Genomic DNA, 24065 nt, shown 5'->3' on the forward strand with positions numbered 1-24065 from the left:
GGCGTTGACTTTTGGCACGCTGTTGAGTTCTCAAGGAACGGACGCTTCCTTTGTACTCACCCTCTCGGGCTTTCCTCCGGGCGCTTCCCTTCGGTCTTGCGTTTCCGACTCTATCAGATCTTTCCGATCCGATTTCCTCGGTGCTTTCCAGGTTCCCGCTTCCGCGTTTCCCTTTCCGGCGGTTCCGACTTTATCAGAAGTTTTGGGCCGGACTGACCGACCGCTTTTTTCCGATTTATCGGGAGAGGCTTCTCGGGAATCGATGTTCCACCGAAGCAGATAGGTTCTCACCCGCCCGGTTCGGACTGCGTCCGCCTCCAGGCAACTGTTCGAATCTACCTCCCCGCTCGCGCCGTGTCAACGGCTCTTGCGGGGCGAAGAGGAGACTAGCAGCTCATCAGGCCCGTACGCACATCAAGCGGCGGTCGGCACGGCCGCGCTGCGCTCGGCCTGCTCGACGTCACCCGTATCGCCCTCACGCGCGGCTCGGCCGCCGACGACATAGACGTAGAGGAGGAACGCCAGCTCGGCGAGGACGCCGATGGTGATGCGCGCCCAGGTGGGCAGGCCGGAGGGCGTGACGAAGCCTTCGATGGCGCCGGACACGAAGAGGACCAGCGCGAGGCCTATCGCCATGCCTATGGCTGCTCGCCCCTCCTCCGCCAGGGCGGAGCGCCTCGTGCGCGGGCCCGGGTCGATCAGGGTCCAGCCGAGGCGGAGGCCGGTGCCGGCGGCGACGAAGACCGCCGTGAGCTCCAGCAGGCCGTGCGGGAGGATCAGGCCGAGGAAGGTGTCCAGGCGTCCTGCCGACGACATCAGGCCGATGCCCACGCCGAGATTGAGCATGTTCTGGAAGAGGATCCAGAGCACGGGCAGGCCGAGGAAGACGCCGAGGATCAGGCAGAGGGCGGCCGCCCACGCGTTGTTCGTCCACACCTGGGCGGCGAACGACGCCGCCGGATGGCTGGAGTAGTACGTCTCGTACTGGCCGCCGGGACGGGTGAGTTCCCGGAGCTGGCTCGGGGCCACGATGGTGGCCTGTACTTCGGGGTGGCTGCCGATCCACCACCCCAGGAGGACCGCCACCAGCGTGGACAGGAGCGCGGTCGGCACCCACCAGTGGCGGCAGCGGTAGACCGCGGCCGGGAAGCTGTGCGCGAAGAAGCGGGTCACGTCGCGCCAGGACGCGCGGCGGGTGCCGGTGACGGCGCTGCGCGCGCGGGCCACGAGCTGGCTGAGGCGGCCGGTCAGCTGAGGGTCCGGGGCGCTGGACTGGATCAGGGACAGGTGGGTGGCCGCACGCTGGTAGAGGACGACGAGTTCGTCGGCCTCGGCGCCCGTGAGCCGGCGTTGGCGGCCCAGCAGGGAGTCGAGGCGGTCCCACTCCGCCCGGTGGGCGGTGACGAAGACGTCGAGGTCCATCTGCTTTCCTGCTCCCCGGCTGTTCGTCGGCGGTTCCTGGTGGACGTCAGCTTGTCGTACTGCGGCGCGACGCGCCCTCAGCTTGGCAGACTGGCCGCTCAAGGGGCAGGTCAGGGAAGGACGGTCGGCGTGAGTGAGCTGGTGACGGGCGAGGCGGTGGCGCTGGAGCTGCGCCCCGCGAAGCTGCCCAGCAGGGCCTTGGCCGTGCTGCTGGATCTGGCGGTGGCCGTGGTCGCGTACATCGTCGTGACCATCGGTGTGGTGGCCGCGACGGCGTCCCTCGACGAGGCGGCGCAGGCCGCGCTGTCGGTCGCGCTGTTCGTGTTGCTGCTGGTCGGCGGGCCGATCGCGGTGGAGACGCTCAGTCATGGGCGCTCGCTGGGGAAGCTGGCCTGCGGGTTGCGGGTGGTGCGGGACGACGGGGGGCCGATCCGGTTCCGGCACGCCCTGGTGCGGGGGCTGATCGGTGTCATCGAGATCCTGCTGACGCTCGGTGTGGTGGCCGTCATCGCGTCGCTCGTCTCCGCGCGCGGGCGGCGGCTCGGTGACGTCTTCGCCGGAACACTCGTCGTACGGGAGCGGGTGCCTGCGGCACGGAGCGGGTTCGTTCCGCCGCCTCCGCCGTGGCTGGCGGGGCGGTTCTCGGCGCTCGATCTGTCGGCCGTGCCGGACGGGCTGTGGCTCTCCGTCCGTCAGTACCTCACGCGGATGCAGACCCTGGATCCGCAGGTCGGCTGGAGCATGGCGCAGCGGCTCGCGACGGAGCTGGCAGGCCGTACGGGGGCGCCGGTGCCGCCGGGTGTCCCGCCCGCCGCCTACCTCGCCGCGGTGCTGCACGAGCGGCAGACCCGGGAGGCCCGCCGCGCCTTCGCCGCGGCACCGCAGGCCGGAGAGCGTCCGAGCGTCGCCCCCGGCGGGATGCCCGCGCCGCAGGAGGCCGCGCCCTATCGGCCGGAGCCGTCGGAGCCGTATCGCCCGGTGCCGCAGGAGCCGCCCGCCGAGGACCGGGCCGGCGGCACGCGGCCGTCCACCGGGTTCGTTCCCCCCGCCTAGTCCGCCTGTCCGCCTGGTCCGGGGCTCGGTCGACTGAAGGTCGACGGCGGGGAGTCCAGGTCCTCCAGTTCGATGCCGGGGGCCGCGAGGACCACGTCGCCGGCGATGTGGACGGTGTGCCGTTCGCCCGTGTCCAGGGCGGTCACCTCGTACGCGTCCACGGTCAGGGGGCCGTTGTCAGTGGCGTGTGTTTCGCTGTTCACCAGTGCCCAGGACTGGTCCACGGTGCGGGGGGCGAGGACCGGGTCCGTGAGGGCCACCAGGCGTACGCGGGTCGCGGAGGCGGAAGGGGTGAGGCGCAGCAGACGGGTGGTGGCGACGAGGAACGCGGGGGACGTCCCGGTGAAGGCGTGGGCGGGCACGTTGCCTTCGGTGGCCTCGGTTCCCGTGGCGTCGGTGCGGACCCAGGTGACGCCCTCGAGGGCGGCGCCGCGGACCTGCCAGTCCCCGGCGTGGAGTTCCAGGCGGAGGGGGCGGCCGAGCGCGTCGAGGGTGAGGTCGACGGAGCCGATGTCGTGGCCGGCTGGGGTGGTGCGCCGGGCGACGTAGCGCCAGCCGGAGGGGCCGGGGGCGCACTGGAAGTGTTCTTGGGCGAAGGGAGTGTGATCGTGCGGATCGAGGAGCGAATAGCGGCCGCGGGGCATCGGGGTCCTGGGGCTTGACGGGCAGTACGGTCTCGCGAGCGGTCCGGTCGTGACGGGCTGGTCCGGCCGCGCGGGCCGAGTTTCGTACGCGCGAGGGGCGTAGGGGCCAAAGGGGCAGGCCCCCGGCACGGGGGTGCGGGGGCCTGCCTCGGTGGATCGGCTGCTGCCGAGGGAGCGGAGCGCTCGGCTCAGTAGCGGTAGTGGTCCGGCTTGAAGGGGCCGTCGACCTCGACGCCGATGTACGCGGCCTGCTCGGGGCGGAGCTTGGTCAGCTTCACGCCGAGCGCGTCCAGGTGGAGACGGGCGACCTTCTCGTCCAGGTGCTTGGGCAGCGTGTAGACGCCGGTCGGGTACTCGTCGGGCTTGGTGAACAGCTCGATCTGGGCCAGGGTCTGGTCCGCGAACGAGTTGGACATCACGAAGGACGGGTGGCCGGTGGCGTTGCCCAGGTTCAGCAGGCGGCCCTCGGACAGCACGATGATCACCTTGCCGTCCGGGAAGGTCCAGGTGTGGACCTGCGGCTTGACCTCGTCCTTGACGATGCCGGGGACCTTGGCGAGGCCGGCCATGTCGATCTCGTTGTCGAAGTGGCCGATGTTGCCGACGATCGCCTGGTGCTTCATCTTGGCCATGTCCGAGGCCATGATGATGTCCTTGTTGCCGGTCGTGGTGATGAAGATGTCGGCCTTGTCGATGACCTCGTCGAGGGTCGTGACCTGGTAGCCGTCCATCGCCGCCTGCAGCGCGCAGATCGGGTCGATCTCGGTGACGATCACGCGGGCGCCCTGGCCGCGCAGGGACTCGGCGCAGCCCTTGCCCACGTCGCCGTAGCCGCAGACGACGGCGGTCTTGCCGCCGATCAGGACGTCGGTGGCGCGGTTGATGCCGTCGATGAGGGAGTGGCGGCAGCCGTACTTGTTGTCGAACTTCGACTTGGTGACGGCGTCGTTCACGTTGATCGCCGGGAACAGGAGGACCCCGTCGCGCTGCATCTCGTACAGGCGGTGGACGCCGGTCGTGGTCTCCTCGGTGACACCGCGGATCTCGGACGCCAGCTGGGTCCACTTCTGCGAGCCGTCCGTGATGGTGCGGTGCAGGAGCTCGAGGATGACGCGGTGCTCGTCGGACTCGGCGGTGTCGACGTCCGGGACCTTGCCGTCCTTCTCGTACTCGACGCCCTTGTGGACGAGGAGGGTGGCGTCACCGCCGTCGTCCAGGATCATGTTCGGGCCGCCGGTGGGGCTGTCCGGCCAGGTCAGCGCCTGCTCGGTGCACCACCAGTACTCCTCCAGCGTCTCGCCCTTCCAGGCGAAGACCGGGATGCCCTGCGGGTTGTCCGGCGTGCCGTTCGGGCCGACGGCGATCGCGGCGGCGGCGTGGTCCTGGGTGGAGAAGATGTTGCAGGAGGCCCAGCGGACCTGGGCGCCGAGCGCGGCCAGGGTCTCGATCAGGACGGCCGTCTGCACGGTCATGTGCAGCGAGCCGGTGATGCGGGCGCCGGCCAGCGGCTGCGCCTCGGCGTACTCCTTGCGGATCGCCATCAGGCCGGGCATCTCGTGCTCGGCGAGGGTGATCTCCTTGCGGCCGAAGGCGGCCAGGGAGAGGTCGGCGACCTTGAAGTCCTGTCGGTTGTCGACAGTCGTCATTACGAGCTGCTCCTCGGTATCGGGGCGAGGGTGGGTACGGCTGTTCTGCGCGGCGGCGGACACCGGGGTGCCCCGAAGAGGGCACAGGCATGCCCGCATGCGCGCAGCGCAGTCGTCGGAGGCCCTCTCTCCCTCGGCCGGTCCGCGAGGGACCGCCCGACCGCCATCAGCAGCGACGTCTGGCTCCAATCCAAGCTACACCGGGATGCCCCGCGATCCCCAGCCCGCCTCCGAACGCTTCGCGCCATCCCGGGGCGGCCGCGCGGAGGGCGTGAAGGCCGTGCGAAGGCCGGGGGCGGGACCGCGGCGAGGGAGCCGAGCGGCTTCCGGCCGCGCCGGACGAGGCGGCCGTCGTGGAGGTGGTGCGCGAGGTCCGGCCGACAGGGGGCATGTGCCGAGGGGCCCGCCGGACGTGTTCCGGCGGGCCCCTCGGGGTGAGCGGGTGTCAGTGGGCGGTGTCGTGCGGGGTGGGGCCGCCCGGGGTCGCCTCGGGGTCGGCGCCCTTGGCCGCCTCGGCCTCGCTGTAGATGTCTGGCTCGAGGTAGATGACGCGGGCGATCGGGACGGCCTCCCGGATACGGGCCTCGGCGGCGTTGATCGCGGCGGCGACCTCGCCGGCCGTGTCGTCGTGCTGGACGGCGATCTTGGCGGCGACGAGGAGTTCCTCGGGGCCGAGGTGGAGCGTGCGCATGTGGATGATGCCGGGGACGGTGTCGCCGTCGACGATGGCTGCCTCGATCCGCTTGGTCTGCTCGGCGCCCGCGGATTCGCCCAGCAGCAGCGACTTGGTCTCGATGGCCAGGACGACCGCGATCAGGACGAGCAGGATGCCGATGCAGATGGTGCCGACGCCGTCCCAGACGCCGTCGCCGGTGAGCAGGGCGAGGCCGACGCCGCCGAGGGCCAGGATCAGACCGACCAGCGCGCCGAAGTCCTCCAGCAGGACGACGGGCAGCTCGGGCGCCTTCGCGTGGCGGATGAACTCCTTCCAGGACTTCCCGCCGCGCGTGGTGTTGGACTCCTTGATGGCCGTCCGGAAGGAGAAGCCCTCGGCGATGATCGCGAAGACGAGGACGCCGACCGGCCAGTACCAGTGCTCGATCTCGTGCGGGTGCTTGATCTTCTCGTAGCCCTCGTAGAGGGCGAACATGCCGCCGACCGAGAACAGGATGATCGAGACGAGGAAGGCGTAGATGTAGCGCTCGCGGCCGTAGCCGAAGGGGTGTTGCGGGGTCGCCTCGCGCTGGGCCTTCTTGCCGCCGACCAGCAGCAGGGCCTGGTTGCCGGAGTCGGCGAGCGAGTGCACGCCTTCGGCGAGCATCGACGACGAGCCGCTGAACGCGAACGCCACGAACTTCGATGCAGCGATCGCGAGGTTGGCGGCGAGTGCCGCCACGATCGCCTTGGTACCGCCTGACGCGCTCATGTGTCGCGTTGTCCCTTCGCCTTCGGAGCCTTCGTGGCTGGGTCGTCCGGGCGTCGCCGGCGAGGGCGCGCTGCGCCCGCTCGGCTTTGCCCGGTCTTTGCCGGTGGGCCATTGTCGCAGTCCGGCCGGCGCCTGGCCCGCCGGGTCGGCGGAAGCCCTCGGTCAGGCGACGACCGTGGCCCGGAACAGCGTGCCGGCGCCGGACACTTCGGCCTTCTCGCCCGCCGGGACGAAGACCGACCGGCCCGGCGTCAGGTCGTGTTCCCCGGCTCGGACGGAACCCGACGTGCAGAGCAGGATCTGCGGGGTCGCGCGGGTGAGGTCGTGGGCGGTGGTGCCCTCCGGGAGGACGTACCGGGAGAGCCGGAACTCGTCGATCGGGGTCTCGTAGACCTCTTCGCCGTCCGGTGCGGCCTCGGGGCGCAGCACTCCGGGGTCGCCCGCCTCGAAGCGGACGATGCGCAGGAGTTCGGGGACGTCGACGTGCTTGGGGGTGAGGCCGCAGCGCAGGACGTTGTCGGAGTTGGCCATGATCTCGACGCCGAGTCCGTTCAGGTAGGCGTGCGGGATGCCGGCGCCGAGGAACAGGGCTTCGCCGGGCTGCAGCCGGACGTGGTTGAGGAGCATGGCGGCGATGACGCCGGGGTCGCCGGGGTAGTGGTGGGCGATGCCGGCGTACGGGGCGTGCTCGCCGCCGAGGCGGGCGCAGGCCGCCGCGGCCTCGGCGACGGTGTGGGCCATGGCGTCGCGGTCGGCGGTGAGGACGGCGGTCAGCACCTCGCGCAGGGCCGCCTCCTCGGGGCGCGCGTGCAGCAGGTCGACGTACGGCTTGAGGGAGTCGACGCCGAGGGCGTCCAGCAGGGCGGCCGCCTGAAGGGGGTCGCGGAAGCCGCACAGGCCGTCGAACTCGGTGAGCGCGCAGATCAGTTCGGGCTTGTGGTTGGCGTCCTTGTAGTTGCGGTGGCCGGCGTCCACGGGGATGCCGCGGCGCTCCTCGTCCTCGTACCCCTGCTTCGCCTGGGCGAGGTCGGGGTGGACCTGGAGGGAGAGCGGGGCGCCGGCGGCGAGGAGCTTGAGGAGGAAGGGCAGACGGGGGCCGAACTTGGCGACGGTCGCCGCGCCCAGCTCCCGTTCGGGGTCGGCCCCGATGACCTCGACGAGGGTGCCGCGGGCCGTGCGTGAGGGGGCGCCGGGGTGGGCGCCCATCCACATCTCCGCCTGCGGTTCGCCGGTCGGCTCGACGCCGAGGAGCGCCGGGAGGGCGGTGGTGGAACCCCAGGCGTAGGGGCGGACGGTGTTGTCGAGGCGGTCCATGCGGGTTCTGCCTGCTCTCTGTGCGTGCGTGCCGGCGCGTACGAGCGCGGGTCTTCGGTGGGACACGGGGCGCGCCCGGGCCCTCGTACGGCGGCGCGCGCGTACGGCCGCCCGGTGCGCCCCGGGACAGGTCTAGGCGCCCGAGGCGAGCGCCAGGTAGACGGCGGCGAAATCCGTGACGGCGATCAGTTCCGCAAGGGTCTCCAGCTCGTCGCCGGGTTCCGGTTCGAGCTCGCTGATCGGAGTGTCGTGGCTGAGGGCCAGGTCGCGGGCGGCGGGCGCGGCGGTGAGGCCGCCGATCGGCCGGTCGCGCAGCAGCACCACGCGCGCGTGCAGGGCCGCGGGCTCCTCGACGCGGTCCCGGAAGAAGTCGTCGGGGTCGGCGCTGGCCGCGAGCCGGCCGGCGAGCAGGGCGCTGTGCGCGGACAGGGCCTCGGGCAGTTCGGCGACGAGGGACGGGTGGCCGGAGAGCTCGGCGAGCGCGGCGGCGAACCGGCGGCCGGCCGGGCCCGCGGACACGCCTTCCGTCCACACCAGTGGCAGCGCGTCGGCGAGTTCGGCGGCGAGCGTCTTGGCCGGGTTGCTGTACGTGGCGACGGCGGGCCCGCAGCGCTCGGCGACCAGATCGAGGCGGTCGGCGACCTTCTGCACGACGTCGGGCGGGGCCGCGACGATCCCGGTCCGGTCGAGCAGCGCGAGGAGGGGGGTCAGCAGCGCCCACAGCACGCCGGGCGAGGAGGCGGCGAGGGGGGTGTCCGACTCGTACGGCGCCGTCGCCATCGGCACGAACAGGCCGTGGCTGTTGGGTACGGCCTCGGCGAGCGGGGAGCCTGCGGGGGACACGGCGACGACGGTGCAGCCGCGGCGGTAGGCCTGCTCGGCGAGCAGCGACAGGCCGGGTTCGCTGCCGTCGGGGGTGGCGATCAGCAGCAGGTCGACGGAGCCGGCCCACCCCGGCAGCTCCCAGCGCAGGGCGCCGCCCGCGGGGGCGACTCCGGTGGGCGCGAGGCGGGTGACGGGGCTGGTGGCGCCGGCGAGCGTGCCGAGGAGGTCGGCGACGCAGATGGCGGCGGCGCCGGGGCCCGCGATCAGGAGGGCGCGGGGGCGGCCGTCGGGCTTGAGGTCGTGGACGCCTGCCTCGGTGGCGTGCCGGGCGGCGGTGCGGACGCGGGCGCCCGCCTCGGCCGCGCCGCGCAGCAGGGCACGGCGGTCGGCCTCCGCGAGCGCTTCCGGCGCGTCGAGCAGCGATTCGTCGAGCATGGGCGGAAGGCCTCCGATCGCCGGGTCGTCTGGCGGCTCTGTCGTGCCGGTGCGTCGGTGCGGGTGTCTTCGGGCGGTGTCGTGCGTGGTGTCTTCGTGCGGTGCCGGCCGGGTCCTGAAGGGCCCGCCGGCGTCGGCCGAGAGCCCACCGGGCCCCGGCCGAGGGTGCTACGCGGGACGGCGGGCCTCGTCGACGAGGAGGACGGGGATGCCGTCGCGGACGGGGTACGCCAGACCGCAGTCCTGTCCGGTGCAGACCAGCTCGGTGTCCCGCTCCTCCAGGGGGGCGTGGCAGGCCGGGCAGGCGAGGATCTCCAGGAGGCCGGCTTCCAGCGGCATGGCGGGTCCCTTCTGGGGCGGGTGTCGGTGGTGCGTGGGCGTGTGCGGATGTGCCTGGTCAGCGTACCGCCGGTGGGGGCGGCTCGCGGGCGCTGCCCTGCGGGGCGGCCGGGGCCGCCCCGCGCGCGGGCTCAGGCTCTGATGAGGGACAGGACCTCGTCCCGCACCTTGGCCATCGTGGCCTCGTCGCGGGCCTCGGCGTTGAGCCGCAGGAGGGGCTCGGTGTTGGACGGACGGACGTTGAACCACCAGTCGGAGGACGTCACCGTGAGGCCGTCGAGGTCGTCCAGGGTCACGCCGTCCTGTCCCTCGTAGGCGGCCCGGATCGCGGCGAGGCGGTCCGCCTGGTCGGCGACGGTGGAGTTGATCTCGCCGGAGCCGGCGTAGCGGTCGTACTGGGCGACCAGCCGGGACAGGGTGCCGTCCTGGCCGCCGAGCGCCGCGAGGACGTGGAGGGCGGCCAGCATGCCGGTGTCGGCGTTCCAGAAGTCCTTGAAGTAGTAGTGCGCGGAGTGCTCGCCGCCGAAGATCGCGCCGGACGCCGCCATCTCGGCCTTGATGAACGAGTGCCCGACGCGGGTGCGGACGGGGGTGCCGCCGTGCTCACGGACGACCTCCGGGACGGACCAGGAGGTGATCAGGTTGTGGATGACCGTGCCCTGCCCGCCGTACCGGGCGAGTTCGCGGGCGGCGACGAGGGCGGTGACGGCGGACGGCGAGACGGGCTCGCCGCGCTCGTCGACGACGAAGCAGCGGTCGGCGTCCCCGTCGAAGGCGATGCCGAGGTCGGCGCCCTCCTCGCGGACCCGCTGCTGCAGGTCGACGATGTTCGCCGGGTCCAGCGGGTTCGCCTCGTGGTTCGGGAAGGTGCCGTCCAGCTCGAAGTACATGGGGACGACGTCGAGCGGGAGGCCCGCGAAGACGGTCGGCACGGTGTGGCCGCCCATGCCGTTGCCCGCGTCGACGACGACCTTCAGGGGGCGGATCGCGGTGAGGTCGACGAGGGAGCGCAGGTGCGCCGCGTAGTCCTCCAGGGTGTCCCGGCGCGTGATCGCGCCGGTCGTGGCGGCCGGCGCGGGGGCGCCCGAGAGGGTCCACTCCTCGACCAGGGCGCGGATGTCGGCGAGGCCGGTGTCCTGGCCGACGGGGGCGGCTCCCGCGCGGCACATCTTGATGCCGTTGTACCGCGCCGGGTTGTGCGAGGCGGTGAACATCGCGCCGGGCAGGTCCAGCGCGCCCGAGGCGTAGTACAGCTGGTCGGTGGAACACAGGCCGATCTCGGTCACGTCCACGCCCAGCCGGGCCGCTCCGCGCGCGAAGGCGGCGGACAGACCGGGCGACGAGGGCCGCATGTCGTGGCCGGTCACGATCGCGCTCGCGCCGGTCACCCGCGCGAAGGCCGCGCCGAACAGCTCGGCCAGCGGCTCGTCCCACTGGTCCGGGACCACCCCGCGCACGTCGTACGCCTTCACGATCTGCGACAGATCAGCAGCCACGGGCAACCCTCCTGAAAGTCCTCACCGGGGCCCCAAACTACCCGTCCGCACCGACAGTGGGGTGTGCCGGTCCCGAGTGGACCCACAGCCGTAACCCGGCCGTCGGTCAGGAGGTCAGGGAAGCATCCAGCCGAGCACGGGGGAACTCTGGCCGACCACGATCAGACACATCACCAGCAGCAGCCCCAGGCTCCAAGGCAGGACCTTGCGCAGCAGGTCGCCCTCGCGGCCCGCGAGACCGACGGCCGCGCACGCGATGGTGAGGTTCTGCGGCGAGATCATCTTGCCGAGGACACCGCCCGAACTGTTCGCCGCGGCAAGGAGGTCCGGCGACAGCCCCGACTGGCGGGCGGCGGTGACCTGCAGCGCGCCGAACAGGGCGTTGGCGGAGGTGTCGGAGCCCGAGACGGCCACGCCGAACCAGCCCAGCACCGGTGACAGGAAGGCGAGTCCGGCGCCGGCCGCGGCGACGAAGTGGCCGATGGTGGCGGCCTGTCCGGAGAGGTTCATGACGTAGGCGAGGGCCAGCACGGATGTGACGGTGAGGATGGCGTACCGCAGTTCGTGCACGGTCGCCAGCCACTCCTTGACGGCCACGCGCGCGTGCACGCCGAGCACGACCGCCGTGCACAGGCCGGCGAGCAGCACGAGGGTGCCGCCGGTGGAGACGATCGGCCAGCTGAAGACGTTGGCGCCGACCGGGGTGCCGCCGGAGTCGGCGACGTCGAGGAAGGGCCAGTCGTAGGTCTGGGTCGCGCGGGCCAGCCAGTCCTTGACCGGCGGGATCTGGGCGACGGAGAAGATCACCACGATCAGCGCGTAGGGGGCGTAGGCGCGGACGACCTCCGCGCGCGGGTCGTCCTCGTCCAGTTCCTCGCTGCGCGTCCCGGTGAGCACAGACGCGCGTACGGCCTCGCCGGCGGGCACACGCGCGTGCGGTACGGCGACCAGGGCGGCGGCGCCGAGCAGGGCGGCGCCGATGTCGGCGAGTTGGGCGGAGACGTAGTTGGAGGCGGCGAACTGGGCCACGGCGAAGGCGACTCCGCAGGCGAGGGCGGGCACCCAGGTCTCGCGCAGGCCGCGCCTGCCGTCCACCAGGCCGACCAGCACGAGCGGCACCACCAGGGCCAGCAGCGGGGTCTGACGGCCCACCACGGACGCGACGTCGTCCAGCGGCAGCCCGGTGACCTGGGCCAGGGTGACCACGGGGGTGCCCATCGCGCCGAAGGCCACGGGCGCGGTGTTGGCGACGAGCGCGACGACCGCCGCTCGCACCGGGTCGAAGCCGAGTGCCACGAGCATGACCGAGCAGATGGCGACGGGCGCCCCGAACCCGGCGAGGGCCTCCAGCAGGGCGCCGAAGCAGAAGGCGACGACGAGCGCCTGGATGCGCGGGTCGTCGGAGAGCCGGCCGAAGGACCGCCGCAGGATGTCGAAGTGCCGGGTGCGGACCGTCATCCGGTACACCCACAGGGCGTTGACGACGATCCACAGGATGGGGAAGAGGCCGAAGACGGCTCCCTGGGCGGCGCTGGAGAGCGTCTGGTCGAGCGGCATGCCGTAGGCGAGCCAGGCGACCAGGACGGCGCTCAGGAGCCCGAGGAGCCCGGCCAGATGCGCCTTCATGCGGACCGCGCCGAGGAGGACGAGGACGATCACCAGAGGCAGGGCCGCCACCAGGGCGGACAGACCGAGGGAGCCTGCGACGGGCTCGAGTTCCTGTACGTACACGACGCCTCCCCGGATTCCGCCATACGGAAAGCGATTTCTCGTTCTGGCGTAGGAATGGTCGTGTCCGCGACAACCTGGCGTCAATGGGTGTGCAGCACCACGACGAGGAGATCGCGGGGAAGGCGCGAAGGGGAGCGGCCGACGGGCCGGACGTCAGTTGTCGGGCGACCGCAGTACGCGCAGGTGACCTCGCCGCGCGACTTCCATCGGGTCGGCCCCGCGGCCTCCGCCACCGCCGGCCCCGGCGGCGCGCTCCTGCGGACGGGCGGCCTCGCGCACGGCGTTGGCGAGCGCTTCCAGGTCGTCGCCGCTCGGGCGGGCCGGAGCGGAACCGTCCAGCAGCCGGACGACCTCCCACCCGCGGGGGGCGGTCAGGCGCTCGGAGTGCTCGGCGCACAGGTCGTAGCAGTGGGGTTCGGCGTAGGTGGCGAGCGGGCCGAGGACCGCGGTCGAGTCGGCGTAGACGTACGTCAGCGTCGCTACGGCGGGACGGCCGCAAGCGGTGCGCGAACAGCGACGTACAGGGCTCACGACGTTGGACGGTACCGCACTCTTGAGCGGGCCGCGACGACTCTCCCCCAGGTCACCCCACCGTGTCGTGGTGTGAAACACCCCACACGCCCCGTTCGCCCCACCTCTGTGACCTGCGGGGACAGGAGACGCCCCCTACCCGGCTCCGACCGGAAGCGGTCACCACTCACCACAAACCCCGTCAATTACCATGACGTCACCGGTCTCGGAGAGATACGGAAACGAGCCCAAGCTTGGCTGGAATGGTCATCTGCCGACATGCCGTACGGCCCGGTGCACACCGCCCCGACGGGCGCACGGAGATCCGGCGGGCGGCGGCCACGGGGACTACGCTTCGTCAGTGATGGACACCCCCGTACCGCCCCGTGCCGTCGGCCCCGGGCCCCGCCGCCGTGATCGCCACGGACGGGGCATGCGCGGCCCGATCGCACCACCCCAGGTCCCCCTGGCCGCCAGCCGCGCCGACGCGTTCGCCGACCTGGTCCAGGACTCCGTGGAGCGCCTGGAACGCCGCTGGCCGCAGCTCGCCGACATCGATTTCCTCGTCCTCGAGGTGCCGCGCCTGGACGGCACCGGCAACTGGAACGACGAGGCGGTCCCGCTCGGCGGCACCATCGCCGCCCGCGACGGCCGGCCGGCCCGAGTGGTCGTCTACCGCAGGCCCGTGGAGATCCGCACCAAGGGCCGGGACGAGCGCGCGGCCCTCGTGCACGAGGTGGTCGTGGAACAGGTCGCCGAGGTGCTGGGACTGACCCCGGAGACGGTCGATCCCCGGTACGGGGAGGACTGACCCGGGGCCGTCGCCTGCTTGTGGAGCGCCTACTTCTGGAGGACCGAGAGGTCCTGCTCGGCGTCCGGCACGGCCACCAGGCCGCGGTCGTCGGGCAGGGTCTGCACGGTGAAGGCGGACACGCCGTCCTTCCCCTCCGTGAGCGTCCGGGCCCCGTGGACCTCGCCGCCCGACACCGACTCCACCGTCAGGGCGTAGGTGCCCTTCAGGCCGCTCGGCACCGGTGCCTCGATCTGCTGGGTCGTCCCCGCCTTGATCGTGAACGACTTCGACGCCGCTGTGCCGCCCTCGCCGCCGGCGGACGCGGTGACCTTGACCTCCGCCGTGCCGAACGGCGCCGTCAGCGACAGGGTCGTGCCCTTCGCCCGGTTGTCCACGACGGTCGCCCGCGTGCCGACCGGCCGGGTCGCCGGTATGAACGCCGTCTCCTGCCCGGCACCCTTGCCGCGCACCACGCGGACGGCGGCGACCACCGGCACCGAGCGGCCCGTCGGGGTCAGCACCAGCGAGCCCGGCTCGCCGCGCATGACGTCGCCGAGGTCCACCGCGCCGGTCATGCCCGCCTTCAGATGCAGCGTCTCGTGGCCGGCCGGGGTGATCTGACCGGAGGGCGAGGCGAGCCGCACCTTCAGGTCCGCGTCCGCGTCACCGGGCGCGAACGCGACCAGCCGCACCGCCGTCGCGTCCTTCGGGATGCCGGGTATCACGACGCTCCCGCTGGGATCGACGGACGCGCTCAGCCAGTCGCCGCCCAGCTTGTCGTCCAGGGCCTGCACCGAGGCGCCGACACGGCCGCTGCGCACGCTCACGTGCACGGTCATGTTGTCCTGCTTCTCGGTGGTGAGCGTGGACAGCAGGACCGGGTCGTCGGAGTGCGGCGGAACGGTGATGCCCTCGCCCGCGGTGGCCTTCAGGGCGCCGTCCCGGCCGTACAGCTCGATGTCGACGACGGCGGCGGAGTCGTCCGGGTTCACCAGGTGCACGTAGTCCGTGCGGTCGGCCGCCGTGCTGGCGCCCGGGAACCAGAAGTCGGTGTCCGGTGCCGTGCACGTCACGCCGAGCAGACCGCGGCCGGTGCCGGCGGCGACCTCGGTGGTCTGCTGCACGGTCCAGCCAGGGGCGAACTTCCCGTCGGCGGTGCCGACCAGCGCGGGCGACTCCGAGCCGGAGTCCTCCACGGTCACCGGCTTGCCCGGCTCCTTGGCCGCCAGGACCGGTTTGGCGGCGGTGCCGGCCTTGTCCTTGCCGCCCTTGGCGTCCTTGGCGTCCTTGTCCGAGGGCTTCTTTCCGTCCTTGCCGGTCCTGCCGTCCGTCGACTCGGTGGCGGCCGGGCGCAGTTCGGCCTTGCCCTCGCCGTCCGTCCCCTTGGTGACGGGCGTGAACGAGGTGTACGTCGTCTCCGCCAGATCGGAGAGGCTCGGCGTGGGGCAGGTCACGCTCGTGCGCTCCACGGGCAGTTCGGCGGCCGTGGCGGCGGTGCCGGTCCCGGAGGTGTCCGGGGCGGTGACGGCCGCGAACCCGGTGACGGCGGCGAGGGCGGTGGCACCGGCGATCAGGGACAGGGTGGTGCGGTTCACTGCTGGCTCCCGTCGGAACGCTCACTGCCGTGCGGATCCTGCCGCGCCGGGTCGTACGCGGGGTCGTAACCCTGCTGGTAGCCCTGGCCGTAGGAGGTGTCGTAGGCCCCGGTCTGGTCCTGGCCGCCGTACGCGTACGGGTCGTACGGGCCGCCCTGGTACGGATCGCCCTGGTACTGCTGGTCGTAGCCGCCCGCGTACTGCTGCGCGTCCTGGTACTGCTGACCGTCCTGGTACTGGTCGCCGTCCTGGTACTGGTCGCCGTGGTAGCCGCCGTACCCCGTGCCCGGGCTCTGGTGGCCGGGTGTGTCCCACTCGCCGTAGGAGCCCTGCTGCGGAATGTCGGCCGGGGCCGGGGGCTGTCCGGGCGGGAGCGGGAAGCCGTCGGCGTCGAAGGCACCGGCGTCGAAGGCACTGGTCTCGGGGGCGTCCGTCTCCGGAGCGGCCGCGGCGGCTTCGGCTTCGGCCTGGGCACGCAGCCTGCGGGCCCGCCGGCCCTCGCCGGCCATGGCCTCGGCGGGGACGGGCTCCTCCTCGGGCAGGTCGTCGTCGATGTCGCGGCGCCGGCCCGGGAGGGCCATCACGACGAGGACGACGGCCAGGAGTCCCTGCGCCCACAGCCAGGCGGTGTGGGTGAAGGGGTCGTCGTAGGTGACGTCCAGCGTGCCGCCGGCGGCGGGCAGTTCGAAGCCCTGCGCCCAGCCGTCGACGGTCGTCGGGGTGAGCGGCCTGCCGTCCAGGGTGGCCGTCCAGCCGTCGTCGGCGGTGTCGGCGAGGCGCAGCACGCGGCCCTCGGCACCGGCCTTGATCGTCGTGTGGATGTCCACGGGGCCCGCGGCGACGGGCTCGGGCGCGGCGGTAGCGGCCCCGGAGCCGGCGACGATCGCCGCGCGGGACACCTGCCGGTCGATCCGCCAGAGCGCGCTGCCCTTCTGCTGGCTGAGCCGCGACAGACCGGGCGTGGCGTCCAGGACGCGCGCGACCTCGCGCGGCGCGCCCTTGCGGACGAGGACGTAGCGCACGGCGAACGCGCCGAGCTGGTCGGCCTGATCGGCGCCGGAACCGGCGACGAGGTTGGCCACGATCTTGTCCAGACGGGTGTTCTCCCCGTCGGACAGGGCGAGTTCGGCGTCGCCGAGGCGGGCGCCGGAGCCGCGGACCAGCACATAGCCGACGCGGGCCGTGGAGTCGCTGTCGAGGACGAGGGTGCGGGCCTGGTCGCGGGTGCCGCTCTCCTCGGCGACGAACGCGGGCACCTGCACGGGGTTGCGGCGCTCCAGCGGTCCGTCGGCGCCGCGGATCATCCAGCCGGCGGCCAGCAGGAAGGGGCCCGCCGCGGCGGCGAAGGCGACCAGCGCGGCGACCGGCTGACGCCAGCCGAAGCTCTGCTCGGCCACGCGGGCGCGTGCCCCGTCGGCGCCGAGCAGGGCGGCGGCCAGCAGGGCGAGGCCGTACACGAGGGTGGCGGGCCCGGCCCAGGCCGAGCGGTTGGACAGGACCGCGAAGACGAGGCCGAGCAGCGCGACCGCCCACGCCGTCCGGATGGCCGGCTGCCGCTCGGAGCGCAGCAGGGCGGCGAGCGCGGCCAGCACGATCCCGACGAGCATCAGCCCGTCGACCGTGCCGGGGCCTCCGGGGCTGGCGTTGAGCAGGTCGAGGGCGGACGCCGCCGAGGGACCGAAGTCCAGGCCGGCCTCCTGGAAGAAGCCGAACGGCAGCAGCGACAGCGACCAGGGGGCGAGCACCAGCAGGGGTACGCCGACCTGGGCGAGGAAGCGCAGCCCGTAGGCGGTGATGTCGGCGCGCCGCACCGCGAGGAGGGCGAGGCCGAGGACCAGCGCGATCGGCCACACGATCGGGGTGAAGGCGGTGGTGATGGTCAGCAGCAGGGCGTAGGCCCAGGTGGCCCGCCAGCTCCCGCGGGTGCCGGAGGGGTGCGCCAGGCCGCTGGCCGCGATGCCGGCGCGCGCGATCAGCGGCAGCAGCACGGCGAGGACGGCGGTGCCGATCCGGCCGCCGGCGAGGGCTCCGGTGGCGGCGGGCAGGAAGGCGTAGACGACGGCCGCCCAGGCGCGCAGCAGCCGGGACTCGACGAGCGGGCGGGAGGCGAAGTACGCGGTGAGCCCGGCCAGGGGCACCGAGCCGACGAGCAGGACGGTGACGGCGAGCCCGGTGGAGCCGAGCAGGAGGGAGGCGAGGGCCGCGACGATCGCGAGGTACGGCGGGGCGGACGCGGTGCCGCCGGCGCCGACGGGGTGCCAGGCGTCCACGTAGTGCGACCACAGCTCGCCGGCGTCGGCCGGGGCGGGCAGCAGGGCGCCGCCCGCCAGCGCGCCGCCGCCGAGGAGTTCACGGCAGGCGATCAGCGAGACGAGCAGCAGGACGAGGAAGAGCACCGGGGCGGGCTTGCGGGCGATGCGCTTGAGGCGCGCGAACTGCTCGATCTCCAGGAAGTCGGCGTCGTCGCCGCCGGGTCCGGACTCGATCGCGCTGCCGTGCCGGCCCGCGCCGGAGGCCACTTCGGGGTCGGAGCGGCCGACGACGCTGCTCGCGACCTGTTCGACGGTGGCCCGCACGGTCGCGCCGGGCGGCGGGAACAGGGCGCGCAGCTCGGCCTTGTCGATGGCGGGGGCGCCGCGCCGGCGCCGGCCGGCGATGATCCGCTCGGGGCGCAGCAGGGTGCCCATGAGGCCGCGGATCTCGTCGAGGGCCTGGCCGGGGACCTTGCCCACGAGGTAGGCGAGGGTGCGCAGGACGGTGCCGAGGACGAGGCGCAGCAGCACCCAGGGCAGCGCGGCGCCACGGGTGTTGACGAGGAGGGTGTAGACGGCGCCGGCCTTGTCGACCTTGTGCGGGGAGGCGGCGGTGCGGCCCACGCAGTCGACGGCGCGGCGCTCGCGGGAGGCGGCCTCGGCGTGCCGGACGACGGCCTCGGGGGCGATGAGGACGCGGTGGCCGGCGGCGGTGGCGCGCCAGCACAGGTCGACGTCGTCGCGCATGAGGGGCAGGTGCCGGTCGAAGCCGCCGAGTTCCTCGAAGACGTCGCGCCGGATCAGCATGCCGGCGGTGGAGACGGACAGGACCGGGCGCACGTGGTCGTGCTGGCCCTGGTCCTGTTCGCGGCGGTCCAGACCGGTCCAGCGGCGGCCGGAGTTGGCGATGGTGACGCCGACCTCCAGGAGGGCCCGGCGGTCGTACCAGCCGCGCAGCTTCGGGCCGACGACGGCGACGTCGTCGCGGCCCAGCTCGATCTCGTTCTCCACGACGCGCAGCAGCTGGGCCAGGGCGTCGGGTTCGGGCGCGCAGTCGTCGTGCAGGAGCCACAGCCACTGCACCGGCTCCCCGTGGGGGAGTTCGGGCAGGTCGTAGGCGTCGTCGCGCCAGGTGCGGGTGACGGGGTCCCAGCCGCTGGGCCGCTTGAGATAGGTGAGGTCGTCCGGGGTGAGGACGGGGGCCGTGCGGTTGGCCTCCTCGACGGCCTGGCCGAAGCCGGTGCGCCGGGCGAGGTGCAGGACGCGGTCGTCCCCGAGGGCGTCGGTGAGCAGCTGCGCGGAGTGGTCGGCGCTGCCGGTGTCCGCGGCGACGGCGGACTGGACGGGGCGCTCCTGGCCCAGCAGCCCGGCGAGCGCCTCGGGCAGCCAGCGGGCGCCGTCGTGGGAGACGAGGACCGCGGTCACCACATGACGCGGGAACTCAGGTGTGGCAGCGGCGTCGTGCTGGGCTGCCGTGTGGCTGTGCACGGACATCGAGGTACAGGCCCCGGTTCGATGGACTGCGGTGGACGCCTGTGTCCCCGGGGGACAGCGGGACGTCTCGGACGAGCGCCCACACTATCGGCTGGGCATCACAGCGGCCCGCCGCCTGTGGACAACCCACCCGCGACGGGCCGTTCGAGATCTGTTCGAGACGTGGGAGATGCGGAGGTACGTACGGTTTCGCGCCGGCGCGCCCCGCGACTCTCTCCGGCAGGGGGCGTGACGGCCGGGCCGTCGACGCCGCGGTCAGACGGCCGCCTTCTTCAGCCGGCGCCGCTCGCGCTCGGACAGGCCGCCCCAGATCCCGAAGCGCTCGTCGTTGGCGAGGGCGTACTCGAGGCACTCGGAGCGGACCTCGCAGGCGAGGCAGACCTTCTTGGCCTCCCGGGTCGAGCCGCCCTTCTCGGGGAAGAAGGACTCGGGGTCGGTCTGGGCGCACAGTGCGCGCTCCTGCCAGCCGAGCTCCTCGTCCGCGTCGTCGACCAGCAGTTGCTGCACCAGCTCGGTCATGTGCGCCCCTCGTCCGTCTTTCGCGTCCCCGTGATGTAGCCGTTACCGATTTCGGCTGAACGACACGAGTGAAATTACAAGTGTGCTGCTCCGGGCGAGTCAAGCCGAGATCTGCTATTGGGCCCCTTATTCACTCTGCGGAACCAAGGCCTAGCGGAAAGTGTTCAAATCGTCCTAAACCTTGACAACCGGACAGGGCCCGTACGGGAACGCCGTCCCGCGCAGAGCTTGTACGGGTAGAGACGTCCAGCCGTTCGATCTCGTTGCACACACGCGCGGATGCGAACCGGATCACAGTCCGATCACAGGATCACAACGACGCCCGTGCGCCCGGATGTGCGCCATGTGTCCCGGCAACCCGGTGCACAAACCTTTCGCCAGACAGATGAACCGGATGGGGTGAAAGCTGTGCCACATCACCGGGCGTCGAGTTGACAGTGGAGGCATGAACCGCTGTCCTTGTGGGCATGCTCGCGAACCCGGCACTCACCTCGACCCGCACCGCCGGGTCCCTCGGTGCCGCCCGCGCGTTCTGCTGCTGTTGCTGTCCCAGCTGTTGAGCCCATCCCGCTCCGGCTGAAGGCCGCGTCGCCCACGCGACGCGGCTGTCGTTCCCTCTGACCTTCTTTCACCGAGGAACCACCGCACCCCATGAACAGCGACAGCGACCTCCAGATCGCCGGCGACATCCTCGAAGTCCCGCACCTCCTCCAGGCCCCGCGCGAGCACCCGTCCACCGTGGCGGAGTTCGTCGGCCTGGCCCGCTCCCTCGCCGCCGACCGGGCGCAGTGGGAGCACCTCGTCCGGTACGACGCGACGACCCGTTGGTACCACCGGCTGCGCACCGGCCCCGGCTACGAGGTGTGGCTGCTGTCCTGGGTCCCCGGACAGGGCAGCGGCCCGCACGACCACGGCCCGTCCTGCGGCGTGCTCACGGTGCTGGAGGGCACCCTGACCGAGCACACCGAACGCGGCACGCGCTCCCTGCGCCCCGGTGACGAGCGCGTCTTCGCGCCCGGCTACACCCACGACGTGGTGAACGACGCGCTGGAACCCGCGGTCAGCCTGCACGTCTACTACCCCGGCCTGACCGAGATGCCGATGGTCCCGCACTCCCAGCTCCGGGCCGCCCCGGCGCCCGCCGCCTGCGAGGCGCGCCCGGTGACCGCCTGACGCGTTGTCGCACCCGCCTGCCAGACTTGGGCCATGCGCATTGTGGTTCTGGCAGGCGGCATCGGCGGTGCCCGGTTCCTGCGTGGTCTGAAGCGGGCCGCGCCGGACGCGGACATCACGGTCATCGGCAACACCGGGGACGACATCCACCTCTTTGGTCTGAAGGTCTGCCCGGACCTCGACACGGTGATGTACACGCTCGGCGGCGGCATCAACGAGGAGCAGGGCTGGGGCCGGGCCGACGAGACCTTCCATCTGAAGGAGGAGCTCGCCGCCTACGGGGTGGGCCCGGAGTGGTTCGGCCTCGGCGACCGGGACTTCGCCACGCACATCGTGCGGACGCAGATGATCGGCGCCGGGTATCCGCTCAGCGCCGTGACGCAGGCGCTGTGCGACCGCTGGCAGCCCGGCGTCCGGCTGATCCCCATGACCGACGACCGCGTCGAGACGCATGTCGCCGTCGAGGTCGACGGCGAGCGCAAGGCCGTCCACTTCCAGGAGTACTGGGTGCGGCTGCGCGCCTCGGTGCCCGCCGAGGCGATCGTCCCGGTCGGCGCCGAGCAGGCCAAGCCGGCGCCCGGCGTACTGGAGGCGATCGGGCAGGCGGACCTCGTCCTGTTCCCGCCGTCCAACCCGGTCGTCTCGGTCGGCACCATCCTGGCCGTGCCCGGCATCCGCGAGGCCATCGCCGACGCGGGCGTGCCGGTCGTGGGCCTCTCCCCCATCGTCGGGGGCGCGCCCGTGCGCGGGATGGCCGACAAGGTCCTCGCGGCGGTCGGTGTGGAGTCGACGGCCGCGGCGGTCGCCGAGCACTACGGCTCGGGGCTGCTGGACGGCTGGCTCGTCGACACCGTGGACGAGAAGGCCGTGGACCGGGTCGAGGCGGCCGGGATCCGCTGCCGGGCCGTACCGCTGATGATGACCGACGTGGACGCGGCCGCGCGGATGGCCCGGGAGGCCCTGGCGCTGGCCGAGGAGGTGCGGAGCGCGTGAGCGGGCCGTCCGCCGAGGGGTTCCGCGTCTGGGCCGTGCCGGGGATGCCCGAGGTCCGGCCGGGAGACGACCTCGCCAAGCTGATCGCCGCCGCCGAGCCGGACCTCGCCGACGGGGACGTCCTGCTGGTCACGTCGAAGATCGTGTCCAAGGCCGAGGGCCGGATCGTCGAGGCCGCGGACCGGGAGGCCGCAATCGACGCGGAGACCGTCCGGGTCGTGGCGCGCCGCGGCCCCCTGCGCATCGTGGAGAACCGGCAGGGCCTGGTCATGGCGGCGGCCGGAGTGGACGCCTCCAACACCCGGCCCGGGACCGTGCTGCTGCTGCCCGAGGACGCGGACGCCTCCGCGCGGGCGATCCGCGCCGGGCTGCGCGACGCGCTCGGCGTCGACGTCGGCGTCCTCGTCACCGACACCTTCGGGCGGCCCTGGCGGACCGGGCTCACCGACGTCGCGATCGGCGCCGCCGGTGTCCGGGTGCTCGACGATCTGCGCGGTGGCGAGGACGCGCACGGCAACCCGCTGAGCGCGACCGTCGTCGCGACCGCCGACGAACTCGCGGCCGCCGGCGACCTGGTGAAGGGCAAGGCCGCGGGGCTGCCCGTCGCGGTGGTGCGCGGCCTCACGCACACGGTGACCGAGGACGACGGCACGGGCGCACAGGCCCTGGTGCGCGAGGCGCGCGACGACATGTTCCGGCTCGGCACGTCGGAGGCCGTCCGGGAGGCCGTCACCCAGCGCCGCACCGTGCGGGCGTTCACGGACGAGCCCGTCGACCCGGGGGCCGTGCGCCGCGCGGTCGCCGCGGCCGTCACCGCGCCCGCGCCGCACCACACGACGCCCTGGCGGTTCGTGCTGCTGGAGTCGGCCGGCGCGCGCACCCGGCTGCTCGACGCCATGAAGGAGGCGTGGATCGCCGATCTGCGCCGGGACGGCAAGAGCGAGGAGTCCATCGCCAAACGGGTGCGGCGCGGCGACGTGCTGCGCCACGCCCCGTACCTGGTGGTGCCGTGCCTGGTGATGGACGGCGCCCACGCGTACGGCGACGCGCGGCGGGACGCCGCCGAGCGGGAGATGTTCGTCGTCGCGGCCGGCGCCGGTGTGCAGAACTTCCTGGTGGCGCTGGCCGGGGAGCGGCTCGGCTCGGCCTGGGTGTCGTCGACGATGTTCTGCCGTGACGTCGTGCGGGAGGTGCTCGGACTGCCCGCGGACTGGGACCCGATGGGCGCCGTGGCGGTCGGGCATCCGGCGCAGGAGCCGCGGCCCCGCCCGGAGCGGGAGGCGTCGTCCTTCGTCGAGGTGCGCTGAAGCGCCCCGCCGAACGCCTACGCTCGTAGGGCGCCCCTTTCGGCGCACGCCCCTCCCCCACCCCGAGGACACCGTGGCAGGACGATTCCCCCAGCGGCCCACGCGTACGACCGTGCGCGGTGGGCAGGTCGCCGTGCCCGCGGGGGTGCCGCGTCAGGCCGCGGCGCCCGCGCGCGTGCGCACCTGGACGCCGGACGGGCCGCTGGATCTCGGGCTGGTGCTGGGGCCGCTGCGGCGCGGGCCGGGCGACCCGACGTTCCGGGCGACACCGGACGGCGCCGTGTGGCGGACCGCGCTGACTCCGGCCGGGCCCGGCACCCTGCGGGTCACCGCGCGCGGGGCCGAGGCACGGGGCGAGGCCTGGGGGCCGGGCGCCGAGTGGCTGCTGGAGCAGCTGCCGGACATGCTCGGCGCCGCCGACGACCCGTCCGTCTTCGTGCCCCGGCACCGGGTGGTCGCCCAGGCCCGGCACCGGCGGCCCGGACTGCGGCTGACCCGCACCGGTCTGGTGATGGAGTCGCTGATCCCGTCGATCCTGGAGCAGAAGGTCACGACCGACGAGGCGTACCGGGCGTGGCGGCTGCTGGTGCGCGCGTACGGCGAGCCGGCGCCGGGGCCCGCGCCCGAGCGGATGCACGTGATGCCCCACCCGCGGACCTGGGCGCTGATCCCGTCCTGGGAGTGGCACCGGGCCGGGGTGGACGACAAGCGGGCGTCGACGGTCCTGCGGGCCGTGCGGGTCGCCGCCCGCATGGAGGAGGCCGTCCGGATGCCGCCGGCCGAGGCGCAGGCCCGGCTGGAGCTGGTGCCGGGGATCGGGCCGTGGACGTCGGCCGAGGTCGTGCAGCGCAGCCATGGCGCGCCGGACGCGGTGACCGTGGGGGACGTGCATCTGCCGGGGATCGTGGGGTTCGCGCTGGCCGGGGACCGGGACGCGGACGACGCCGTGATGCTGGAGCTGCTGGAGCCGTACGCGGGGCAGCGGCACCGGGCGGCCCGGCTGATCCTGCTCAGCGGGCGGGTGCCGGCGCGGCGGATGCCGAAGATGCCCCGGGTGGACATCGGGCGCTGGTGACGGCGGACCGTCACCAGCGCCAC

19 protein-coding genes are annotated in these 24065 nt (G+C 73.3%); 6 read left to right on the forward strand and 13 right to left on the reverse strand.

Annotated features, from left to right (window positions below; translation table 11 throughout):
- Positions 1-414: 414 nt before the first annotated feature.
- Positions 415-1422 carry a stage II sporulation protein M gene (locus ACFV46_RS04360; RefSeq protein ID WP_361936128.1) on the reverse strand — a complete coding sequence of 336 codons (1008 nt, stop codon included), beginning with the start codon at positions 1420-1422 and terminating at the stop codon, positions 415-417.
- Positions 1423-1551: 129 nt separating this feature from the next.
- On the opposite strand from ACFV46_RS04360, the gene ACFV46_RS04365 reads away from it, so the two are divergent.
- Positions 1552-2475: an RDD family protein gene (locus ACFV46_RS04365; protein ID WP_385496981.1), complete on the forward strand. Its 924-nt coding sequence runs from the start codon at positions 1552-1554 to the stop codon at positions 2473-2475.
- Here the strand turns inward: ACFV46_RS04365 and ACFV46_RS04370 are convergent.
- From ACFV46_RS04370 to ACFV46_RS04410, 9 genes are all read right to left on the reverse strand, one after another.
- On the reverse strand, positions 2472-3119 hold the full coding sequence (locus ACFV46_RS04370) for a hypothetical protein (RefSeq protein WP_385496982.1): 648 nt from the start codon (positions 3117-3119) through the stop codon (positions 2472-2474). The genes ACFV46_RS04365 and ACFV46_RS04370 overlap by 4 nt on opposite strands.
- Positions 3120-3307: 188 nt before the next feature.
- Complete coding sequence (ahcY, locus tag ACFV46_RS04375; protein ID WP_151784337.1) at positions 3308-4765, reverse strand: adenosylhomocysteinase; 1458 nt, start codon at positions 4763-4765, stop codon at positions 3308-3310.
- A 445-nt stretch (positions 4766-5210) separates the two neighbouring features.
- On the reverse strand, positions 5211-6191 hold the full coding sequence (locus ACFV46_RS04380; RefSeq protein ID WP_361936120.1) for a cation diffusion facilitator family transporter: 981 nt from the start codon (positions 6189-6191) through the stop codon (positions 5211-5213).
- A 162-nt stretch (positions 6192-6353) separates the two neighbouring features.
- Entirely contained in the window at positions 6354-7505 is a 1152-nt protein-coding gene (manA, locus tag ACFV46_RS04385) for a mannose-6-phosphate isomerase, class I (RefSeq protein WP_361936117.1), read from the reverse strand.
- 132 nt (positions 7506-7637) lie between these two features.
- Positions 7638-8765, reverse strand: a complete 1128-nt coding sequence (locus ACFV46_RS04390) for an SIS domain-containing protein (RefSeq protein WP_361936114.1) — start codon at positions 8763-8765, stop codon at positions 7638-7640.
- A 168-nt stretch (positions 8766-8933) separates the two neighbouring features.
- Positions 8934-9104: a Trm112 family protein gene (locus ACFV46_RS04395; protein WP_115508402.1), complete on the reverse strand. Its 171-nt coding sequence runs from the start codon at positions 9102-9104 to the stop codon at positions 8934-8936.
- Between the two features lie 131 nt (positions 9105-9235).
- A complete protein-coding gene (locus ACFV46_RS04400; protein ID WP_385496984.1) occupies positions 9236-10600 on the reverse strand; it encodes a phosphomannomutase/phosphoglucomutase in 1365 nt (454 codons plus the stop codon).
- Between the two features lie 114 nt (positions 10601-10714).
- Complete coding sequence (locus ACFV46_RS04405) at positions 10715-12331, reverse strand: L-lactate permease (RefSeq protein WP_385496985.1); 1617 nt, start codon at positions 12329-12331, stop codon at positions 10715-10717.
- 153 nt (positions 12332-12484) lie between these two features.
- On the reverse strand, positions 12485-12913 hold the full coding sequence (locus ACFV46_RS04410; RefSeq protein WP_079033994.1) for a DUF3499 domain-containing protein: 429 nt from the start codon (positions 12911-12913) through the stop codon (positions 12485-12487).
- A 292-nt stretch (positions 12914-13205) separates the two neighbouring features.
- Between ACFV46_RS04410 and ACFV46_RS04415 the strand changes: the two genes are divergently transcribed.
- Positions 13206-13652, forward strand: a complete 447-nt coding sequence (locus ACFV46_RS04415; RefSeq protein WP_361936105.1) for a metallopeptidase family protein — start codon at positions 13206-13208, stop codon at positions 13650-13652.
- A 29-nt stretch (positions 13653-13681) separates the two neighbouring features.
- On the opposite strand, the gene ACFV46_RS04420 is transcribed toward ACFV46_RS04415, so the two are convergent.
- From ACFV46_RS04420 to ACFV46_RS04430, 3 genes are all read right to left on the reverse strand, one after another.
- Positions 13682-15229, reverse strand: a complete 1548-nt coding sequence (locus tag ACFV46_RS04420) for a DUF5719 family protein (RefSeq protein ID WP_385496986.1) — start codon at positions 15227-15229, stop codon at positions 13682-13684.
- Positions 15226-18975: a glycosyltransferase gene (locus tag ACFV46_RS04425; protein ID WP_385496987.1), complete on the reverse strand. Its 3750-nt coding sequence runs from the start codon at positions 18973-18975 to the stop codon at positions 15226-15228. The genes ACFV46_RS04420 and ACFV46_RS04425 overlap by 4 nt, the downstream gene beginning before the upstream one ends.
- Before the next feature lie 255 nt (positions 18976-19230).
- A complete protein-coding gene (locus ACFV46_RS04430; RefSeq protein WP_003975777.1) occupies positions 19231-19494 on the reverse strand; it encodes a WhiB family transcriptional regulator in 264 nt (87 codons plus the stop codon).
- A 651-nt stretch (positions 19495-20145) separates the two neighbouring features.
- Between ACFV46_RS04430 and ACFV46_RS04435 the strand changes: the two genes are divergently transcribed.
- The 4 genes from ACFV46_RS04435 to ACFV46_RS04450 all read left to right on the forward strand — a co-directional run bounded on the left by ACFV46_RS04435 (position 20146) and on the right by ACFV46_RS04450 (position 24042).
- A complete protein-coding gene (locus ACFV46_RS04435) occupies positions 20146-20667 on the forward strand; it encodes a cysteine dioxygenase (protein ID WP_385496988.1) in 522 nt (173 codons plus the stop codon).
- Between the two features lie 33 nt (positions 20668-20700).
- Positions 20701-21660, forward strand: a complete 960-nt coding sequence (gene cofD / locus ACFV46_RS04440) for a 2-phospho-L-lactate transferase (RefSeq protein ID WP_385496989.1) — start codon at positions 20701-20703, stop codon at positions 21658-21660.
- Positions 21657-22967 (forward strand): coenzyme F420-0:L-glutamate ligase, encoded by a 1311-nt coding sequence (locus ACFV46_RS04445; RefSeq protein WP_385496990.1) that lies wholly within the window; start codon positions 21657-21659, stop codon positions 22965-22967. Before cofD ends, ACFV46_RS04445 begins: the two co-directional genes overlap by 4 nt.
- Positions 22968-23040: 73 nt before the next feature.
- Positions 23041-24042 carry a DNA-3-methyladenine glycosylase family protein gene (locus tag ACFV46_RS04450; RefSeq protein WP_376727282.1) on the forward strand — a complete coding sequence of 334 codons (1002 nt, stop codon included), beginning with the start codon at positions 23041-23043 and terminating at the stop codon, positions 24040-24042.
- The last annotated feature ends 23 nt before the right edge of the window (positions 24043-24065 follow it).

It is taken from the genome of Streptomyces sp. NPDC059852 (assembly GCF_042731455.1).
Taxonomy (GTDB): Bacteria; Actinomycetota; Actinomycetes; order Streptomycetales; family Streptomycetaceae; genus Streptomyces.